16 protein-coding genes are annotated in these 19,430 nt (G+C 52.1%); 14 read left to right on the top strand and 2 right to left on the bottom strand.

What is annotated here, in order from left to right:
• The first annotated feature begins 28 nt into the window (after nt 1–28).
• The 10 genes from O4H49_RS08820 (at nt 29) to rarD (ending at nt 11,205) form a co-directional block, all read left to right on the top strand.
• Nucleotides 29–1,411 (top strand): TadE/TadG family type IV pilus assembly protein, encoded by a 1,383-nt coding sequence (locus O4H49_RS08820; RefSeq protein ID WP_269423049.1) that lies wholly within the window; start codon nt 29–31, stop codon nt 1,409–1,411.
• Nucleotides 1,412–1,422: 11 nt separating this feature from the next.
• Nucleotides 1,423–2,025, top strand: a complete 603-nt coding sequence (locus O4H49_RS08815) for a TadE/TadG family type IV pilus assembly protein (protein WP_269423048.1) — start codon at nt 1,423–1,425, stop codon at nt 2,023–2,025.
• Nucleotides 2,019–2,645, top strand: coding sequence for a TadE/TadG family type IV pilus assembly protein (locus O4H49_RS08810; RefSeq protein WP_269423047.1), 627 nt, complete (start codon nt 2,019–2,021; stop codon nt 2,643–2,645). The genes O4H49_RS08815 and O4H49_RS08810 overlap by 7 nt, the downstream gene beginning before the upstream one ends.
• Before the next feature lie 202 nt (nt 2,646–2,847).
• The gene (locus tag O4H49_RS08805) at nt 2,848–3,786 is read left to right on the top strand and encodes a class I SAM-dependent methyltransferase (protein WP_269423046.1); all 939 of its coding nucleotides are present in this window, start codon (nt 2,848–2,850) and stop codon (nt 3,784–3,786) included.
• A gap of 173 nt (nt 3,787–3,959) precedes the next feature.
• Nucleotides 3,960–4,085 (top strand): type B 50S ribosomal protein L36, encoded by a 126-nt coding sequence (gene ykgO, locus O4H49_RS08800; protein WP_046503444.1) that lies wholly within the window; start codon nt 3,960–3,962, stop codon nt 4,083–4,085.
• A 178-nt stretch (nt 4,086–4,263) separates the two neighbouring features.
• The gene (locus O4H49_RS08795; RefSeq protein ID WP_269423045.1) at nt 4,264–5,751 is read left to right on the top strand and encodes an FAD-linked oxidase C-terminal domain-containing protein; all 1,488 of its coding nucleotides are present in this window, start codon (nt 4,264–4,266) and stop codon (nt 5,749–5,751) included.
• A gap of 54 nt (nt 5,752–5,805) precedes the next feature.
• Entirely contained in the window at nt 5,806–7,017 is a 1,212-nt protein-coding gene (locus O4H49_RS08790; protein WP_269423044.1) for an FAD-binding protein, read from the top strand.
• A gap of 10 nt (nt 7,018–7,027) precedes the next feature.
• On the top strand, nt 7,028–8,326 hold the full coding sequence (glcF, locus tag O4H49_RS08785; RefSeq protein WP_269423043.1) for a glycolate oxidase subunit GlcF: 1,299 nt from the start codon (nt 7,028–7,030) through the stop codon (nt 8,324–8,326).
• A 246-nt stretch (nt 8,327–8,572) separates the two neighbouring features.
• Complete coding sequence (locus O4H49_RS08780; RefSeq protein ID WP_269423042.1) at nt 8,573–10,183, top strand: GMC family oxidoreductase; 1,611 nt, start codon at nt 8,573–8,575, stop codon at nt 10,181–10,183.
• A 122-nt stretch (nt 10,184–10,305) separates the two neighbouring features.
• On the top strand, nt 10,306–11,205 hold the full coding sequence (gene rarD, locus O4H49_RS08775; protein ID WP_269423041.1) for an EamA family transporter RarD: 900 nt from the start codon (nt 10,306–10,308) through the stop codon (nt 11,203–11,205).
• Nucleotides 11,206–11,238: 33 nt separating this feature from the next.
• Here the strand turns inward: rarD and O4H49_RS08770 are convergent, their stop codons facing one another.
• Complete coding sequence (locus O4H49_RS08770; RefSeq protein ID WP_269423040.1) at nt 11,239–12,525, bottom strand: glycerate kinase type-2 family protein; 1,287 nt, start codon at nt 12,523–12,525, stop codon at nt 11,239–11,241.
• 289 nt (nt 12,526–12,814) lie between these two features.
• Here O4H49_RS08770 and O4H49_RS08765 point away from each other — a divergent pair, with 289 nt between their 5' ends.
• From O4H49_RS08765 to O4H49_RS08750, 4 genes are all read left to right on the top strand, one after another.
• The gene (locus O4H49_RS08765; protein ID WP_269423039.1) at nt 12,815–13,603 is read left to right on the top strand and encodes an N-formylglutamate amidohydrolase; all 789 of its coding nucleotides are present in this window, start codon (nt 12,815–12,817) and stop codon (nt 13,601–13,603) included.
• Entirely contained in the window at nt 13,600–14,736 is a 1,137-nt protein-coding gene (locus O4H49_RS08760) for a carboxylate-amine ligase (protein ID WP_269423038.1), read from the top strand. The genes O4H49_RS08765 and O4H49_RS08760 overlap by 4 nt, the downstream gene beginning before the upstream one ends.
• 86 nt (nt 14,737–14,822) lie before the next feature.
• Entirely contained in the window at nt 14,823–15,119 is a 297-nt protein-coding gene (locus O4H49_RS08755; protein ID WP_269423037.1) for a DUF1244 domain-containing protein, read from the top strand.
• 155 nt (nt 15,120–15,274) lie between these two features.
• Nucleotides 15,275–15,607: a DUF2312 domain-containing protein gene (locus tag O4H49_RS08750; RefSeq protein WP_331283749.1), complete on the top strand. Its 333-nt coding sequence runs from the start codon at nt 15,275–15,277 to the stop codon at nt 15,605–15,607.
• Nucleotides 15,608–15,686: 79 nt separating this feature from the next.
• Here the strand turns inward: O4H49_RS08750 and O4H49_RS08745 are convergent, their stop codons facing one another.
• Nucleotides 15,687–19,118 carry an acyl-[ACP]--phospholipid O-acyltransferase gene (locus O4H49_RS08745; protein ID WP_269423036.1) on the bottom strand — a complete coding sequence of 1,144 codons (3,432 nt, stop codon included), beginning with the start codon at nt 19,116–19,118 and terminating at the stop codon, nt 15,687–15,689.
• Between the last annotated feature and the right edge of the window lie 312 nt (nt 19,119–19,430).

Here is a 19,430-nt window from a genome sequence, read left to right as displayed (position 1 = left end):
CCAGAGAGGGATAAAGGCGCGAGATGAGATGAGATCCGTTCCGGCAGTTGCCAACAAAATTCTGGATAACGTGTATAAAAGCCGAAGGTTTTTCCGGGCTTTTTGTGCCTGTGATCGCGGAGCCATTCTGGTCAACTTTGGCCTGATGGTTATTCCCCTGGTTGGCATGGTCGGGCTGGGAGTTGATGCCGGACGCGGGTATGTGGTTAAAGCGCGCCTGAGCCAGGCTCTTGATGCTGCTGCTTTGGCATCAGCGCCCTATGTGAACGATACGACCAGACTCAAGCAAGAGTTTGAGAACTATTTCTATGCGAATTTCCCTAAAGATTTTATGGGTGCCGAAATTACACTCGGCACACCCGTAGTCGGTGCCCAGAAGACCAAGGTCAGTGTAACTGCATCAGCAGTGGTCGGCACCACTTTGATGCATGTGCTGGGGATTGAGGACATGGAGGTTGCCGCCAGTGCCGAGGTAACACGTTTGATTACGCCTCTGGATGTGGTGATTTCTATCGATACAACGGGGTCCATGGGCGCTGCTGATGGTGGCGGGACTCGTCTGAGTTCTGCCCGGGCAGCATCTCATCTGCTCATCGACAAACTCTTTGGTGAAGAAACCGTCAGTGAAAACCTTCAGGTTGCCCTGGTGCCCTGGTCGGCCTCGGTCAATGTGTCCTATCGGGGGGTGTCCTATAACTCTGCCCTGAACCAACAGATCGGGGGACTTTGGTATACCAACAATTCTCCGGTCCCATTCAGAACAAGACCTGATAATGACTGGCAGGGTTGTTCCTATGCCCGCTACACAGACAATGGCATTGCGGATGATGCTGACCACCTTCTCTATGATGCCTCCGTTGGCGGCGTGAACTGGAACTCCTGGGATCCAATGCCGCGCAGGGTTATCAACCCGTATAATGGGTCCTTGCAAACCGCGACCTGTCCAAGCTGGGGTCTCTCTGCCTTGTCTGGGACAAAATCAATAACAACCTCTGCGGTTAATGCGCTGACAACACCAAACGGGACAACCAACATTGCCCAGGGTCTGGTGTGGAGCTGGCGGGTTCTTATGCCTGGTAATCCCTTTAACGAGGCCAGCAGCAAAAGTAATCTTCGACGGGCAATCGTCATCATGACCGACGGGATGAATACTACTTCTTACAGGGATTCCTATAGAGGCCATCTGAATACAGGCGAGATGGATGATCGTCTTGAGGCGGTGGCAGCGCAGGTCAAGGCAAGCGGTGTTGATGTTTATGTGGTGGAATATCACGTTGAAACCAACCTGATGAAAAGCGTTGCCAGTGCCCCTACGGCCCCTTTTTACTTCCATGCAAGTAACTCTGATGAGCTGGAAAAGGCTTTTGACAAGATCGGGACGGAGCTCTCGGAGCTACGGGTTTCGCGATGAGAGGTGGTGGTATGACAATACGCATGACCAGGAAAAGCCGTAACCGAAAACTGTTGCGTTGTGACAGGGGGGCAACGGCCCTTGAATTTGCCTTTATTCTACCGGTTTTTCTCACCTTTATTCTTGGAACATTTGACCTTGCTGGCATCTTCTTCGGCACCGCTTTGCTGGAAGGCGGGCTGCGCGAGGCGGCGCGTTACGGTATTACGGGCTATTCTTCCGGGGGAGGAATCAGTCGGGAACAGCAAATTCTGGATGTGCTCAATGCGCACGGTGCAGGTTATGTCAAAATAACAGCAGATGAATTGAAAACGCTTGTTTACAAAGACTTCGACATGATCGGCGACCCTGAACCCTTTGTCGATGCCAACGGCAATAGTAGCTACGATACGGGAGAAAGCTTTACTGACCTGAACTGCAACGGTAGCTGGGATGCTGATGCGGGTTTGAACGGTGCCGGGAGTGGCGGGGAGGTTGTTCTCTATACTGTTGAGCATGAAATGCAATTGATTACCGGATATATGGCGTCCCTTATTGGTCAGGATGGCAAGTACACACTCGCAGCCAGTGTTGCTGTCAGAAACGAACCTTATGGCGGGGGAAGTTCGTGTTGATCATCTCGAAAAAACTGGAGAGGAAGAAAATTACATCCGGCCGATCGTCTCTGCTTAAGCGTTTTGGCCGCTGTGAGAGAGGGCTTGCTCTCGTCGAGTTTGCCTTGATTTTGCCGGTCTTGCTGACGTTGCTGGCTGGTGTGATCGAGATGACCCGCTATATCTGGGTCAATCACAAAATCCTGCGCTTGTCGGCAGAAGTGAATGATCTTGTTTCCCAATCTCCCGGTATGTCTGCAAATGAGATGAATGTTATATTCGAGGCTTCAGAATACGTGATGAGGCCTTTTGAGATGGGAGCTGATTCGCTTATCATTGTTTCATCTGTCAGTGGAACTGGAGCCAATCCCCCCCAGGTCAACTGGCGCCAGTGCGGAGCAGGTTCTCTTTCAGTCGCCGGCAGTGTCGGGCTGGCAGGAAGTGATGCCAATATTCCGAACGGATTGGTTCTGGACCCTCTGGATAACATCATTATTACGGAAGTATATTACGAATATAAACCCCTGATCTTTGACAGTGTGGTTGAAGAGACACGCTTGTCTCGTGTTGCTGTCCATAGCCCGCGGATACGTTCCCTGATCTCTATCCTGAGAGACGCTGGCCAATCTGACGGCTGTTGAGAAAACTCTGTTTAAATCTTTCCTTTTACCTGCCTCTTGCACCGTTTGAAACGGGATCTCCTCTTTAATGAGTAGAAACAGGTTGAATACTTTTCGCGCGATGAAATTTGTTTTATAAATGAATTGGCCTAATGGGCGGGGGAATTTTGTTGTCGGTCAAGTTAGTTTGCAATAGCCTTCGGGAATGAGGAACGGTACTTAAATGGCGAAGGCGTCAGGAACAGAGGGCAAGAAGGGGCAGATTTCGCTCCTCGATCGTTTGCGTGCCTGGTGGTACGGGTATGAGCTTAGGGTTGTTCCCAAGGCACCTGTTATGCCCGCAATAAAGAAGCACGATGTTCGAGCTGATACCCATCAGTGGGAAAATCTCAGAATTCAGCTTTTGCAAGATGTTTGGGGCGCGGGAAATTCGTCTCCTGGAGACGAAGAGTATATCCAGGAACTGATTAAACCTTTCGGCCTGGATCCTTCGAAAAATATCCTGGATATCGGTGCCGGGCTTGGCGGGGTTGGACGGATCATGTCCAATACCTTTGGAGTCTGGGTTACGGCCATGGAGCGTGGACACGAACTGGTGGAAGCGGGCATGGAAATATCGACGATGGCGGGGATGGCTAAAAAAGCTCCCGTTATGGCTTTCGATCCAGAAAAATTCGAATTTCGCCCCAAATCGTTTGATTGTATTTTTTCGAAAGAAGCATTTTACACCATTCAGAACAAGGAACAGTTTTTCAAGGACACCTGTCGTGCCCTCAAGGACGGGGGGCAATTCCTGTTCACTGATTTCATTGCCTCTGACAAGGCTGATCCACAGGCTCTGGAGGCCTGGAAAAAAGCTGAAGGTGTTCCGGTGCAGGTTTGGACCTCGCTGGATTATGAAAAAGGCTTCACAGCGGGTAATGTACAAAAACGTGTCGCGGAAGATATTACCGATCGGTATCTGGAAATGGTCAAGCGTGGGTGGGCTGAGTATCTCGAGCGCTTGAAGGCCGGAAGTACGGATAAAAAGATGGAAGATGTTCTCGTCAATGAGATGGAGCTCTGGGCCGAACGAACTGTTGCGCTGGAATCCGGTGTGATTCGACTCTATAGATTCCTGGCTATTCGCCAGTCCCAGACCCAGATGATGTCCGATTGGTAAGAAAAACAGTCCTCAAAGACTCTTTTTGCTTTTTTTCCCCATAAAAGTTGCGTATAGAAGCGCTCAGTTTTCACACTGCTCGATCAGGCGGTTGACATCAACGAGGCCCTTGCATATTGTCCGGGCTTCTCGACAGCCCGGTCAGCGGGCACCATTTTGCCAAAGGTAGGACCATGAAAGTTGTAAACTCTCTGAAGACTGCCAAGCTGCGCGATAAGAACTGCCGTGTTGTTCGTCGTCGCGGCCGGGTTTATGTCATCAACAAGAAGAACCCTCGCTTCAAAGCACGCCAGGGCTAATCTTGTCAGTCTGGCTTCGGCCGGGTCTGAAAAGAAAAAAACCGCCTCTCGCAAGAGAGAGCGGTTTTTTCTTTTTTGTTATCAGTCTTTTCCACAAATATTGTATCTGCTTCACTTGTCATCAAAGGGATCTTACGTCAAACTGGTATACCAGTTTTTAGAATCCCGGAGATATCTGATGCAAATGCCTGATCCCGACCAGACAATTCTGGCCCGGCGAGAAGAAATTGCCAACCATTTGAGAACAATCGTTCCGGGCGAAGGGGTGGTGGTAAGCCCCCAGGAGCTCCGGGTCTACGAATCAGATGGCCTCACGGCATATCGTCAGCCTCCTTTGCTTGCGATTCTCCCGGAGACAGCCCAACAAGTCAGTGAGATCCTTGCCTATTGCCATGCCGAAGGTATCAAGGTTGTCCCGCGTGGGTCCGGAACCTCTCTGTCGGGTGGAGCATTGCCTCTGGCTGATGGTATATTGCTTTGTATGGGTAAGTTTAACCGTGTGCTTGATGTCGATTATGACAATCGTTGCGTGGTGGTTCAACCAGGAGTGACCAATTTAGGTATTACTAAAGCAGTCGAACAGGACAGTTTTTATTATGCCCCGGATCCTTCCAGCCAGATTGCCTGCTCGATTGGCGGGAATGTTGCTGAAAACGCCGGGGGTGTGCATTGCCTCAAATATGGGCTGACGACCAATAACCTTTTGGGCATCGAAATGGTTTTGATTGATGGCTCTATTTTGCGCTTTGGCGGGAAACATCTGGATAGCCCCGGATATGATCTGTTGGGGCTGATGACGGGTTCCGAGGGTTTGCTGGGCGTGGTTACCGAAGTTACTGTCCGTATTTTGCCCAAGCCCGAGACAGCGCGTGCGCTTCTGTTGGGTTTTCCTTCTTCCGAGCAGGCAGGTGATTGTGTTGCCGCAATTATTTCCGAGGGGATCATCCCCGGTGGTATGGAAATGATGGACAAACCCGCGATTGAGGCAGCCGAAGCTTTTGTACAGGCGGGATATCCTCTTGATGTTGAGGCGCTGCTGATTGTTGAACTTGATGGCCCACAGGCGGAGGTAGACCATCTGATTGGGCGTGTCTCCGAGATCTCCGGCAATTGTGGCGCCCAGACCAGTCGAACCAGCCAGAACGAAGAAGAGCGTCAGCTTTTCTGGGCTGGTCGCAAAGCTGCTTTTCCGGCGATCGGCCGCCTGTCACCTGATTATTACTGTATGGATGGAACAATTCCACGCAACAAGCTCCCGCATGTCCTGAGGCGCATGCGGGAGATGAGCACAGATTACGGTTTGCGTGTTGCCAATGTTTTCCATGCAGGGGACGGTAATCTCCATCCTCTGATTATGTACGATGCCAATAATCCGGGAGAGCTGGAAAGAGCGGAAGATTTCGGTTCGGATATTCTCAGGCTCTGTGTCGAGGTTGGCGGTGTTCTAACCGGGGAACATGGCGTTGGCGTCGAGAAACGCGACCTGATGTCTGAAATGTTTACAGAGATCGACCTGAAGCAGCAATTGAGGGTCAAGTGTGCGTTTGACAGTAAAGCGCTGCTCAACCCCGGGAAAGTTTTCCCGGAATTGCACCGCTGTGCAGAGCTGGGGCGTATGCATATTCACAAGGGAAAGTTACCATTTCCGGACATTCCCCGCTTCTGATCCTCGTTGAATAGTTCCTGATCTTGACCGACACCTTTTATCCAAGAGACCCTTATGAACCGCCTCAAACCTGAAAACGCCCAACAACTTGAAGATACTGTTAAGTGGGCACTCTCTTCCGGCTCGACGCTGGAGATCCTCGGTAGTGGAAGCAAAAAGGCTTTGGGGCGCGAGGTCGATTGTAGCTGCCAGCTCGATCTGTCGGGGCTACGAGGGATCACCCTTTATGAGCCGGCAGAGTTGGTTCTTTCGGCCCGGGCGGGAACACCTTTGCAGGAGGTGATAGAAACGCTGAGAGCAGAAAATCAATATCTTGCCTTTGAGCCGCTGGATTATGGTCCCTTGCTGAAAGGGCAAAGCGACACCGGGACGGTTGGCGGCATGATTGCGAGTAACCTTTCAGGCCCGCGCCGTTTGAAAGCCGGGGCAGCCCGGGATCATTTTCTGGGGTTTTCTGCAGTTTCAGGCCGCGGGGAGACCTTCAAGTCCGGCGGGCGAGTCGTCAAGAATGTCACTGGCTATGATTTGATGAAATTGTTGGCCGGGTCTTTCGGGACACTCGCTGTTATGAGTGATGTCACTTTCAAGGTATTGCCCGCACCGCCGGAAGAGAAGAGTTACCTGCTTGCCGGCCTATCTGATGCGGAGGCATCCCGGGCCATGATCCTGGCACTCAACAGTGCCTGCGAGGTCTCTTCGGCGGCTCATGTGCCTGTTTCTGTTGCCCGAGACCTAAAGGGGTGTGCAGGTGAAAAATCGGTCACGGCTTTCCGGCTTGAGGGGCATGCACCTTCTGTGCGTTACCGTCTGGACAGGTTGGAGAAATTGCTTGAAAGCTTTGGTAAAGGCCGCATCACAGCGACAACAGAAAGCCGGGTACTCTGGAGTTCTTTAAGGGATGCCACACCTCTCCAGGATGAGGGAAGCAGTTTGCACTCTATCTGGCGGGTATCAGTTTCTCCTGCCCAGGGATGGCGTTATGTTGAAGCTTTAAACCTTGGCCCGGAAGAACGCTGTTTTTATGACTGGGGCGGGGGGCTGATCTGGTTGTCTCTCAAGGGGGGGAACAATGCTGTCAAAGTCAGGGAGCTACTTGAGAAAATCTCTGGTCATGCATCATTGGTTCGTGCACCTGTGGATGCTCCGGACCGGAAAATCCCTACCCAGCCTCTGGGCGCGGGAGAACATCTGCTGTTCAAAAGAATAAAACAGAACTTTGATCCGGAAGGAATTCTCAATCCGGGCCGGTTATATGACGATCTGTAGGGGCCATTGAATGCAAACAAACTTCTCTCTCGCCCAGCTTGCGGATCCGGCCATCGCCGAAGCAGAAGATATCCTGCGCAAATGTGTGCATTGTGGGTTCTGTACAGCAACCTGCCCGACCTATGTTCTTCTCGGGGATGAACTCGATAGTCCAAGGGGGAGGATCTATCTGATCAAGGGAATGCTGGAAGAGGAAAAGCCAGCCACTGCCGAGGTGGCAAAGCATCTTGACCGCTGCCTCTCCTGTCTTTCCTGCATGACGACCTGCCCCTCGGGTGTGAACTACATGCATCTGGTTGATCATGCCCGGAATCATGTTGAGGCAACTTTTCGACGCCCATGGCATGAACGTCTGTTGCGTAATGTACTGGCAGAGTTAATTCCGAGACCCTTCTGGTTCAGGGGGGCCTTGAATATTGCCTCGATTTCAGCCCCGTTTGTCCGCAGGTTTGTTCGCGGACGTCTTCGTGCCCTGCTTGATCTGGCTCCGAAGAGCCTGCCTGCTGCCAGTGTGGTTGACCGCCCACAGACCTTTGCCGCCAAAGGCGAAAGGCGTGCAAGAGTTGCCCTATTGTCCGGCTGTGCACAAACAGTTCTGGCACCTTCTATTAATGAAGCCACTATCCGTTTGCTGACGCGCTTGGGAATTGAAGTTGTTATCGCCAAGGGCGTGGGCTGCTGTGGTTCGCTGGTTCACCATATGGGCAAGGAAGAGGCCGCGGAGCATCAGATCAAACAGGCAATCACCGGATGGATGGCCGAAATTGAAGGAGGGGGGCTGGATGCGATTATCACGAATGCTTCTGGTTGCGGCACAACGGTGAAAGACTATGGCTTTATGTTGCGCAACGATCCTGACTGGTCAGGCAATGCAGCAAAAATCTCAGAACTGGCTTGTGATATTACAGAGTACCTTGAAACAATCGAGGGGATTGACCGGGCCGAAGGTGATGAGAAGCCAGCCCAGATCGTCGCCTATCACGCACCTTGCTCTATCCAGCATGGTCAGAAAATTGTCAAACAGCCCAGATCCCTGTTAACCAAAGCGGGATTTGAGGTTCGCGATGTGCCCGAAGGACATCTTTGTTGTGGTTCGGCTGGGACATATAACATCATGCAACCAGAACTGGCCAGCAAACTGCGGGATCGCAAGGTCCGAAACATCGAGAGCCTTCAGCCTGACATTATAGCAACAGGAAATATTGGATGTCAGTGCCAGATCTCCGGCGGAACCGGGATTCCTGTGGTCCATACAGTCGAATTGCTTGACTGGGCCACGGGAGGGCCAAAGCCAGTCGGTCTGAACTAAAGATAGATTTAGGGGCTGTCCAATTCTAACACCTGTTCGGGTTATCTAGGACAGCCCCTAGATTTATTCGCCTGCACGGTTATTTCTCTAAAGATCTGATCGGATATCCAGAGGCAATTTTTCAGTCTGAACCAGGTACAAAAAAAAGCAGGGGAGTTGGGTGGTTTAATTCATTTGTCACTCAGGCGGTCCTGACTTTTACTGCTCGCAGGATTACCAGTAACAGCACCTTGGTTTGTACCTGATATGGATCAGTTTGATTTTGTTGTCGTCGGCGCGGGTTCAGCCGGTTGTGTTTTGGCGGACCGCCTGAGCGAAGATGGTCGCTACAATGTTCTTGTGCTTGAGGCCGGAGGATCGGACCGAAAGTTCTGGATCAAAGTGCCAATCGGATATGGCCGGACATTTTATGATCCTGCAGTAAACTGGCAATACGAGACGGAAACAGATGCGGGCCTGAACGGCCGGACCAGTTACTGGCCTCGGGGCAAGGTCCTTGGCGGGTCCAGCTCGATCAATGCCATGGTTTATGTCCGGGGACTGCCGGGAGATTATCAGGACTGGCGGGATCTGGGGAATATTGGCTGGGGGTGGGATGATGTGCTGCCCGCCTTCAAACGCTCGGAATGTTTTATCGGACGTGATGGGCAGCGGCGGGGCACAGGCAAGCTCCACGTCACGGACCCCTATAATGACATGCATCCCCTGAAGCATTTTTACATGCGTGCAGCCCAGGAAATGTCGCTTCCCATCTGTGAAGATATGAATGGTGAAGACCCTGAAGGCGCCGGATTTTTCCAGATTACCACGCAAAATGGTTTTCGTTGCTCTTCGGCGGATGCGTTTTTGCGCCCGGCTTTGAAACGGCAAAATGTCCAGTTGATTACAGGGGCGACAGTCTCACGTGTTCTCTTTGAAGGGAAACGAGCCACCGGAGTAACCTATCGCAAAAATGGAAGGCTCTGCCGCGTCCTGGCGCAAAAGGAAGTCATTCTCAGTGGTGGTTCGATCAACACGCCTAAAATACTGCAGCTTTCCGGGATAGGTCCGGGGGCGCTTCTGCAGCAGCACGGTATTAACATCGTGCATGAAAAATCGGCGGTTGGGCGTAATCTTCAGGATCACCTGGGGATCAACTATTATTACAAGTCCCGTGTTCCGACTTTGAACGATGAACTCTATCCCTGGTGGGGCAAGCTCTGGGCCGGGATGAAATATGTTTTGCTGCGTAAGGGACCTTTAAGCCTCAGCGTGAATCAGGGGGGAGGTTTTGTCAAAACTCGCCCGGATCTCGCGCGTGCAAATGTGCAGCTATACTTTAATCCTGTGACCTATACGACGGCACCAGCAGGTACTCGCCCCCTGATGAATCCCGATCCCTATTCCGGGTTTATTATTGCGCATCAACCCTGTCGGCCAACAAGCAGAGGTTATCTGGAGATTCGCTCACGCGATCCGGAGGATGCCCCGGTTATCCACCCGAATTATCTCTCGACCAACGAGGATATCGAGAATGTGATTGAAGGCGGGCACCTGATACGGGAGTTGATGAACACGCCAAGTATCCGGGATCTGGTGACAGAAGTTATAGAACCGGACCTGCGCAAGATGTCGGATGCAGAAATTGTCGAGGATTTCCGTCAAAGAGGCGGATCGAATTTTCATCCTGTCAGCACCTGTATGATGGGGCCGGATGAAAAGACGGCCGTGGTCGATAACCGGCTCAAGGTATATGGGGTTGAGGGGCTGCGCGTGGTTGATGCGTCAGTTTTCCCGACAGTGACTTCCGGCAATACCAATGCCCCCTCGATAATGGTCGGGCAACGCGGGGCGGATTTTATTCTGTCAGATGCGTAAGCCTGATAAAGGGTTAAGGGCTTCGCATATTTTATAAATTCTTCAAATGAGGTCGCTTTCGGTCTATTCAAGCGGGGGGAGGACGCGTAGGCTGCCTGCTTGTTCTGGTTGGGGAATAGGCGATGACACGCGACCAAATTCACGGTTTCTATCTGGCTTTGACGGCCTATCTCTGGTGGGGTTTATCACCGCTCTATTTCAAGGTGGTAAGTGCGGCTGACCCTCAGGAAGTCCTGAGCCACCGGGTGATCTGGTCTGTTGTTTTGCTGGCTGTGATACTGAGCCTGCGTGGCAAGTGGCCACAGGTCAAAGAAACCTTTAGCTCTCCGAAGATCTGGGGCTGGCTTCTGCTAAGCGCGTTACTGGTATCAACCAACTGGCTGATTTTTATCTGGTCCATTTCGGTAGACCGGCTGGTTGAATCCAGCTTGGGCTATTATATCAACCCCCTGGTGAATGTGCTTTTGGGTGTATTGGTCTTGAAAGAAAAGCTCAGGCTCTTACAAGGGGCAGCGGTGGCTCTTGCAGCTGTTGCTGTGGCTTTTCTGGCTTTTCAGGGGGGGCAGTTTCCCTGGATTGCTCTGACTCTTGCTTTTACGTTCGGGATTTATGGCCTCATACGGAAACGACTGCCGGTGGGTGCGCAGGACGGGCTTTTTGTTGAGACAGTGATGCTGGCGCCTGTTGCGATCGGGTTTTTGGTCTGGAGTTCAGTTCGGGGAGAAGCAGCCTTCCTGTCAATCAGTTGGGATCTGGATCTGTTGCTTTTTCTGGCTGGCGCGGTCACAACCTTGCCGCTTGTCTGCTTCGCGGCTGCAGCAAGGCGTTTGAATTATTCGACCATTGGCATGATCCAGTATGTCTCGCCGACTGTGAACCTGTTGATTGCAGTTTTCCTGTTTGGCGAAATCTTCACCTGGGTGCACGCCGTCACCTTTGGCCTGATCTGGCTGGCCGTGCTGCTTTACAGCAGCCAGTCTTTAATGGAAATGAAGCGCATAAGAAAACAGGTCGCTCTCTAGGCGACCTGTTTGGCTTGTTTTATTCGGGTAAGATCACCCCTTTGGCAGGATCAGGATTGCTCTGAAGTCATTGACGTTGGTCAGGGTCGGACCCGTCATGACCAGATCACCGATACTTTCAAAAAAACCATACCCATCATTGTTGGCCAGCCGGGCTTTTGCATCTGTTCCGGCTTTCCTGGCACGTTCAAGTGTATCCGGTGTCATGATGGCTCCGGCGTTATCTTCGCTGCCATCAATGCCGTCGGTGTCGCAGGCAATGGCATAGATATCTGCTGCGCCGTCCAGTTCGACAGCCAGAGCCAGAAGAAATTCGGCGTTGCGTCCTCCGCGCCCGTTGCCACGAACGGTAACGGTGGTTTCGCCACCGGAAAGCAGAACGCAGGGAGCCTGGGCAGGCTGCTCATGATTGGCCACCTGTCGGGCAATGCCTGCCATAACCTTGGCGACCTCACGGGATTCACCTTCGAGAGAATCCCCCAGAATAACAGGGGTGATGCCTTGGGAGCGAGCGACTTCAGCAGCAGCCTCTAGCGAGGCTTGAGGACGGGAAATCATGAACATGCTGCAGTTGTCAAAACAGGCGTCGCCGGGTTTGGGGGTTTCGCCTTCGCCGCGGTCGATGTGAGCGGCAATGGCCGGTGGCGGGGTGATGTTATACTTTTTCAGAATGGCGCGGGTATCGGCAAAAGTGGTCGGATCAGGGACGGTGGGGCCCGAGGCGATAACGTCGGGGTCATCGCCGGGAACGTCTGAAATCAACAGGCTGACGACCCTGGCAGGTGCTGCAGCTGCGGCAAGTTGCCCCCCTTTTACGGCGGAGAGGTGTTTGCGCACGGTGTTCATTTCAGAAATGTTTGCGCCTGATTTAAGCAGGGCTTTGTTCAGGGCCTGCTTGTCTTCAAGCGATACACCTTCAACAGGAAGAGCAAGCAGTGCGGAACCTCCCCCGGAAATCAGACAAAGGACCAGATCATCACTGGTGAGTCCCTGGACTTTTTCAAAAATACGCTGGGCGGCCTGCCTTCCGGCGGCATCCGGCACAGGGTGGGCAGCTTCGACCACTTCAATACGGCTGCATTTTTCCCCTTCGGGAAGGTCGTGATCATAACGGGTGACAACCAGGCCATCAATCGCTCCTGCCCAGTTCTCCTCAACGGCTTTGGCCATGGCGGCGGCAGCTTTGCCCGCACCGATAACAATGGTCCGGCCTTTGGGCAGAGAGGGGAGAAAACCGGGGACAGCCAGTCGGGGGTTGGCGGCATCAAGGCCAGCCTGAAACAGGTCGCGAAGTAGCTGTCTGGAATTGGTGTCACGCATCAATAAGGCCCTCGTATGGGATGATCTGCTTATTTGGTGACCTTTTATGAAAAGATTGTAAAGCCTTCGTCAAGCCAGCGGATAGAAAATTTCCCAAGCTTGGCGCTGAAACGAAAGATCTGGTCGGTCTTTGCCTGACCTGTTAGAAAGTGCGGCACAGGTTATTTGCCATTTGCGCATTACTTCGGGAAGCATCTTGGTATCTTGCCCGAATACGATTATATGTCATTTGGAGTTTCCTGTGTTTGAAACTGCCCAGTTTGAAGAACAAAATACCCGTAGGAAAAATATGCGAACCCAGCTTCTGGCTCTGGATGAGCCGGCCCCGGTTGAAATAATCAATCCGGATTCAGAAAACCCGTTTTTGTTTCTCTGTGATCATGCAACGGCTTTTATCCCGAGATCTCTGGAAGGTCTGGGGGTTGAAGAGCATCACATGAAACGTCACGTTGCCTATGATATCGGTATCAAAGGTGTGACTGAAGGGCTGGCGGCTCATTTCGGGTCCCGGGCAGTTTTCAGCAATTTTTCCCGTTTGATTGTCGATCCCAATCGCAAGCTTGAGAGTGACGCGCTGATGCCTGTGGCCAGTGATGGCTGTGTCGTTCCTTGGAACAAGGCGCTTTCCGGGGAAGATCGTCAGGCCCGGCTGGATACATTCTACTGGCCGTATCACAATACGATCACCAGAACTATTGATGACATGCTTGATAAGGGGCAGGTCCCGGTCATTCTCTCCATGCACAGCATGACCCATGAAATGGCTGGTGTGCCACGACCCTGGCCGATTTCTGTGCTTTGGAACCAAGATCCGCGGCTGGCGCAGCCTTTTATGACCAGGATTCGGGAAGCGGGAATACTCTGCGGGGATAATGAGCCCTATTCAGGACGGGATGGTCATGGTTATACTATGGCAACCCATGCTGATTTGCGCGGGTTGCCCAATATCCTGATCGAGGTACGCCAGGACCTTATTTCTGACCAGAGCGGTATCGCCCAGTGGACTGATATATTGATCGATGCCTTTGATGAAGTTCTGCACTGCCCGACACTGCAAGAGGTCCGACGCACGGCATGAGCCAAAAAGATCCGAGCTTTTCCATTGGTATCGAAGAAGAATACTGGGTGGTTGACAAGGTAACACGTGACCTTGTCAGAGAACCTCCCAAGGAGTTGATGGAAAAATGCAAAGATCGACTGGGCTCCCGGGTCTCGCACGAGTTTATGCAGTGCCAGATTGAAATCGGTACATCAAAGTGTAAGGGGATTACAGCTGCTGCCAAGGAGTTGGCTGAGCTACGCTTGATCCTGGCAGAAATCTGTGCAGGGTATGGTCTGGCTATTATCTCTGCCTCGACCCACCCCTTTGCGACCTGGGCTGAGCAAAAACACACACCACGGCAACGTTATGATGCTTTTGCCGAAAAAATGCAGGGTGTTGTCCGGCGTCTGCTCATTTGTGGCATGCATGTGCACGTTGGTCTGGACGATGATGAACTGCGCAATGACCTGATGGGACAGGTCAGCTATTTCCTGCCGCACATTCTGGCCCTGACCACTTCCTCGCCTTTCTGGCATGGTCAGAACACCGGCCTGAAGTCCTATCGCTTGTCGGTGTTCAAGGAGTTGCCAAGATCAGGTTTGCCAGAGCGCTTTGACAGCTATGGTGAGTACCAGCGAAATCTGGATATTATGGTCAATGCCGGAATTATCCAGGATGCCAGTATGGTCTGGTGGGATGTTCGACCATCGGTACGCTTCCCCACACTGGAAATGCGGATTGCTGACAGCTGCACCAACCTCAAAGACACACTTTGTGTTGCGGCCTTTTATGCAAGTCTTTTGCGTCTGCTATATACCCTCAAGCGGAAAAACCAGCGCTGGCGGGTCTATAGTAATCTTTTGATTGATGAAAACCGCTGGCGGGCACAGCGCTATGGCACGGATGAAGGATTGATCGATCTTGGCCGGGGGGAGGTTGTCCCTTACAGCGAACTGCTTGAAGAGCTTCTGGGAATGCTGGAGGAACATGCCGTGGCCTTGGGGTGCCGTGATGAACTGTTCCATGCCCGGACCATTCTCTCACGCGGGTCCAGCGCGCATCAGCAGGTTGCTGTCTTTGACAGGGCTTTGACGGCTGGAGACACCAGGGAAAAAGCCTTGTGTAAAGTGGTCGACTTCCTGATTGATGAAACACTTTCCGGGCTGTAGAACAGGACAGGAAAGATAAAAATCAAGCGGCTTTCCCCTGGAGAGCCGCCAGGCTTGTTTTGTGCAGGAAAGAGGGAATAGACACAATGGATAAACAAACCGAGCTGGAACTGGAAGCCGCGGCCTTCCGGCGTCTGGTCGCGCACCTGCAAGAGCGTAGCGATGTTCAGAATATTGATATGATGAATCTGGCCGGGTTTTGCCGGAACTGCTTGTCCAAATGGTTTATGGCCGCTGCTGAAGAAAAAGGTGAAGCCGTAAATTACGATCAGGCTCGTGAACGGGTTTATGGTATGCCCTATGACGACTGGAAAAAATTGCATCAGAAGGAAGCCTCGAGCGAACAAATCGCGGCTTTCGAAAAAAATAAACCTTCGCACTGATCTGCTCTTGCTATCAGGGACTTGGTTACAGCTTCCTGTGTTCTCTTCGTGAAATAGAGGCCGGGTGATCTTCTCAGGCATTGCCAAGTGGGGATCAGACGGGTAATTTCCGCCTCAACTTATATCTCCAGAATGTATGACAAGGGATCTTGTGCATGAGCGATTTTGAATCCGATTTTGATGAAGACGTTTCTGACAACAGCTTTGACAGCGATGTCAGCAATTCAGACGCCGCGCCAGTGCCTGGGGAAATCGCCGGTGTGACTGCAGATCGCCTGCGTGGTTTTATCGAGCGGATCGAACGTCTGGAAGAAGAGAAAAAAGGCCTTTCCGACGACATCAAGGAAATCTATGCCGAATCCAAATCTCTGGGCTTTGATACCAAGATCATGCGCAAGATTGTCTCCCTGCGGAAACTGGAAACCCAGGAACGCATGGAACAAGAAGAGCTGATCGAGGTCTATAAACATGCCCTCGGTATGGGGTGATCAATAGGTCCCAGCCGTTACGCATTTAACAAGAAAGGGCCGTCGTTCGCGACGGCCCTTTCTTGTTTGGTTGTGAAGCTCAGCTTGCTGTTTCGGAAACCAGTTGTTGCTGCAGACTCTGATAGTCTGTTTTGCCAGTTCCCAGAACAGGCAGCTTGTCGAGGATTTCGACTTCACGCGGTATCATCAGTTCGCTGATGCCCTGTTCCTGTGCCATGGCAAGCAGGATGGACCTTGTTGCCTTCGGGCAATCGGTGGCGAGGATCAACTGTTCCCCTTTGCGCGCATCCGGACGGGTGATGACGGCGTGCTGGAAGCCGGGCCAGATCTTGCTGGCGAGATCTTCTGCTGCGGTAAGGGAAACCATTTCACCCGCAATTTTGGCAAAGCGCTTGGCCCGACCCTTGATTGAGATGAAATCATCTTCGTCCAGTGCGACAATATCCCCGGTATCGTACCATCCATCCTCAGGGGGCTGGAGTTCGCCGGGGGCATCAGAGCGCAGATAACCCTTCATGATATTGGGGCCTTTTACAAAAAGCCGTCTGCCGTCTGTTATGCCGGGCACTTCTTCAAGACGGATTTCCAATCCGGGCAGGAACCGTCCGACAGTTCCGGCTTTGAACTGAAGCGGGGTGTTGGTTGAAAGCACTGGTGAGGTTTCTGTCGCGCCATAGCCTTCGAGAATGCGCAGCCCGAATTTGTCTGCCCAGGTTTTACGGGTGCTTTCCTTGACCTTTTCTGCACCGGCGAAGATGTAGCGGATTGAGTAAAAGTCATAGGGGTGGGCGACGCGGGCATAACCGGACAAGAAGGTATCGGTCCCAAATATAATGGTGGCGTTACAGTCATAGACCAGTGCAGGAACAATCCGGTAATGCAACGGCGAGGGATAGAGGAAGCTTTTGATCCCGGACAGGACCGGCAGGATCAGCCCGCCCGTCAGGCCAAAGGAATGGAAGACCGGCAGGGCATTGAAAACCGTATCGGTGGAATTGAAATCGATCACCGAGGCAAGCTGATGACGGTTGGACAGGAGGTTGCCATGGCTGAGCATAACGCCCTTGGGCACACCTTCTGAACCAGAAGTAAAGAGGACGACGGCGGCATCATCAAAAGACGGAGCAAGCTTGCGGTGCACCAGGCGGGCGAAAGTTCCTTTGATTGCACCAGTCAGCTTGTCCAGAAGGGTAACCTCCTGTTTGATATCTTCGAGATAGACCAGCTTACACCGGGTTTCCAGCGCTTCTGCCAACTGGTCAAGGCGTCCAAGTTCGATAAAACGGCGCGAGGTAATAATGGTCTTGATCTTGCCTGTACTACAGCAGGACAGCAGATTTTTTTCGCCCATGGTGAAGTTGAGCATGGCGGCAATCCGACCCTGGGATTGCAAGGCAAAAAAGGCGGCTGTGGTGGCGCAGGAATTGGGCAGGAGCAAACCGACAATTTCCTGATGGCTGGTGAAGCTGGCAAACTTCTTACCAAGGACAAAGCTTGCGGCGATCAGCCTGTCATAATTGAGCGGACGGCGTTCAACATCTTCGACAACTTTGCAGTCACCACCGTGAATGTCGCGGGCATCAAGCAGGGCATTGAACAGGCCGCCACTTAGGTGGCTTGAAACAAAAGCGGTTTCGCTCATGATATCGTGCAGCTCGCGGCCAATGGCGGCGCGGCGATCCCGGCCTTTGACTTCCTGATCCACAGTAATCCGACGCGGTGGATGCACAGTAATTGTGATTTTGGGGAACCAGCGGCGACGGACTTTTCCTTTCAGGCGAGAAAAGGTGCTGTACTGGGCGCCTTCGATATGTACGGGTAGCAAGGGCGCATCGGCATGATCCGCGATCATGCCAGGACCTTCATAGATCTTCATCATACCGCCTGTGACCGTAATCCTTCCTTCAGGAAAAATGACACAGCGTTTGCCGTCTTTTACCACCCGGATCATGGTTTTTGTTGCCATGGGGTTGGTCGGGTCGATGGGATAGGCATCAACCACGGCGAGGAAAGGTTTGACCCACCAGCGCTGGGCAACATGGGTATCTATGGCAAAGGTTGAGCGTCCAGGCAGGAAGGAGGCAAGCAGAATTCCATCGAGGAAGGAGACGTGGTTGACCACAATCACGGCTTTGGGGCCGAGATCATCCATGTTCTCGATCCCTTTGACCTCAACCCGGAAGCAGAGTTTTAACAGGATGCGGAACAGCAGTTTCATCGGGGCTTCAGGCAGCAAGGTACAGATGTAGAATACGATCGGCAGATTGAGCAGGCCGATAATCAGAAAAACCTGGGGAATGTTCACTCCCATGCTGAAGAGACCAAGAGTGACGATTGCCGAGGCAACCATAAAGAGGGAGTTGAGGATATTATTGCTGGCAACATTCCTGGCGCGGTGACTCTCCTGACTCTCGCTCTGGAGGATGGCATAAAGGGGGACAATATAGATACCGCCACTGATGGAAATCAGGAGAAGATCTACCAGGACCCGCAATCGCATGGGGCTGGTAAAAAACTCTTCCAGACCGATCAGGGCGGTGTGGGCAGGAGCAATTCCGGAACTGGCAGCAAAGAGATCAAAGGTAAAAAGCGAAAGACCAATCGCACCGAAGGGAACATAACGTGCCGAGATCTCGCCCTTTAAAAGCTTGTTGCACAGCAGGGAACCAATCGCGATCCCGACAGAAAATACCGTCAGGAACAGGGTGACGATGTACTCATCGCCGCCAATGACGACTTTGGCAAAATTTGGAAACTGGGTGAGAAAGGTGGCTCCGATCAGCCAGAACCAGGAAATGCCAAGGATTGATAAAAATACCGGACGGTTTCCGGCACTGTGCTTGATCAGGTTCCAGGTCTCGCCGACAAAGTTCGGATTGATTTTCAGATCGGGGACACCAGCCTTGGCTTTGGGGATGCCATAGGATGTGATGGCCCCGATGATAGCCAGGGAGATAATCAGACCCGAGATCACAACACTGCCGTTGTCGAACAGGATTACGATGCCGCCAATGATCGTGCCGATGAGAATGGAGAGAAAGGTTCCTGCTTCGATCAGACCATTGGCGCCGATCAGTTCCTGTTCCTCCATGTGATCTGGAAGGATGCCGTATTTCAAGGGGCCAAAAAAGGTGGACTGGCTGCCCATCAGAAAGAGAACCAGCATCAGATAGTTCGGCGCTTCGGTGATGAAACCTACTGCGGCCAGACCCATAATCGGGATCTCGCAGAGTTTGATAATGCGGATCAGGCGGGATTTTTCATATTTGTCTGCCAATTGTCCGGCAAAGGCCGAGAAAAGAAAGAAGGGCAGGATGAAAAGGCCTGCGGCAAGGGTAACCATTACCTGGGCATTGGTATCGGTGTTTGCGGCAACCTGATAGGTGATCAGGATGACCAGAGCATTTTTGAAAACGTTGTCGTTCAGCGCTCCCAATGCCTGGGTCAGGAAAAGCGGCAGGAAGCGCCTGCTCTTCAAGAGATGTAAAAGATTGTTGTTTTCCTGCGACATGGCTTTCTTCCCCCGGTATATCCTGTGTCGGCATCATGCCTTAAAGACAGGGTGAGTGGAACTGGTTGATCGGTTTTCTTTTTTCATAATAAGTGAGTAATCACTCATATATGATTTTTATCCATTCTGTCAAGCACGGGTCTTCGATCCAAGTAATCCGGGTTTCGTGTCGCAGTTGTCTTATTTGTTCATATGCGACCAGAAAACGATAAAAGTGACATTCGGGTCGGGAATGACAGCTAGGGCGTCGTAAATCATCATAAGAAATCTGCCTGCATCGCCATTATATCCTTGGCCCAATCCGGGCCATTT

It is taken from the genome of Kiloniella laminariae (assembly GCF_027214005.1).
Taxonomy (GTDB): domain Bacteria; phylum Pseudomonadota; class Alphaproteobacteria; order Kiloniellales; family Kiloniellaceae; genus Kiloniella; species Kiloniella laminariae_A.
The sequence above is the reverse complement of the archived record's forward strand: the minus strand, read 5'-3'. Positions and strand labels throughout refer to the sequence as shown.

Coding starts and splice junctions, on each gene's coding strand:
- O4H49_RS08795 (WP_269423045.1), top strand. CDS start 4,264: ATGCAAATGCCTGATCCCGACCAGACAATTCTGGCCCGGCGAGAAGAA.
- O4H49_RS08745 (WP_269423036.1), bottom strand. CDS start 19,118: ATGTCGCAGGAAAACAACAATCTTTTACATCTCTTGAAGAGCAGGCGC.
- O4H49_RS08750 (WP_331283749.1), top strand. CDS start 15,275: ATGAGCGATTTTGAATCCGATTTTGATGAAGACGTTTCTGACAACAGC.
- O4H49_RS08780 (WP_269423042.1), top strand. CDS start 8,573: ATGGATCAGTTTGATTTTGTTGTCGTCGGCGCGGGTTCAGCCGGTTGT.
- O4H49_RS08790 (WP_269423044.1), top strand. CDS start 5,806: ATGAACCGCCTCAAACCTGAAAACGCCCAACAACTTGAAGATACTGTT.
- ykgO (WP_046503444.1), top strand. CDS start 3,960: ATGAAAGTTGTAAACTCTCTGAAGACTGCCAAGCTGCGCGATAAGAAC.
- O4H49_RS08760 (WP_269423038.1), top strand. CDS start 13,600: ATGAGCCAAAAAGATCCGAGCTTTTCCATTGGTATCGAAGAAGAATAC.
- glcF (WP_269423043.1), top strand. CDS start 7,028: ATGCAAACAAACTTCTCTCTCGCCCAGCTTGCGGATCCGGCCATCGCC.
- O4H49_RS08805 (WP_269423046.1), top strand. CDS start 2,848: ATGGCGAAGGCGTCAGGAACAGAGGGCAAGAAGGGGCAGATTTCGCTC.
- O4H49_RS08815 (WP_269423048.1), top strand. CDS start 1,423: ATGACAATACGCATGACCAGGAAAAGCCGTAACCGAAAACTGTTGCGT.
- O4H49_RS08765 (WP_269423039.1), top strand. CDS start 12,815: ATGCGAACCCAGCTTCTGGCTCTGGATGAGCCGGCCCCGGTTGAAATA.
- O4H49_RS08755 (WP_269423037.1), top strand. CDS start 14,823: ATGGATAAACAAACCGAGCTGGAACTGGAAGCCGCGGCCTTCCGGCGT.
- O4H49_RS08820 (WP_269423049.1), top strand. CDS start 29: ATGAGATCCGTTCCGGCAGTTGCCAACAAAATTCTGGATAACGTGTAT.
- rarD (WP_269423041.1), top strand. CDS start 10,306: ATGACACGCGACCAAATTCACGGTTTCTATCTGGCTTTGACGGCCTAT.
- O4H49_RS08770 (WP_269423040.1), bottom strand. CDS start 12,525: ATGCGTGACACCAATTCCAGACAGCTACTTCGCGACCTGTTTCAGGCT.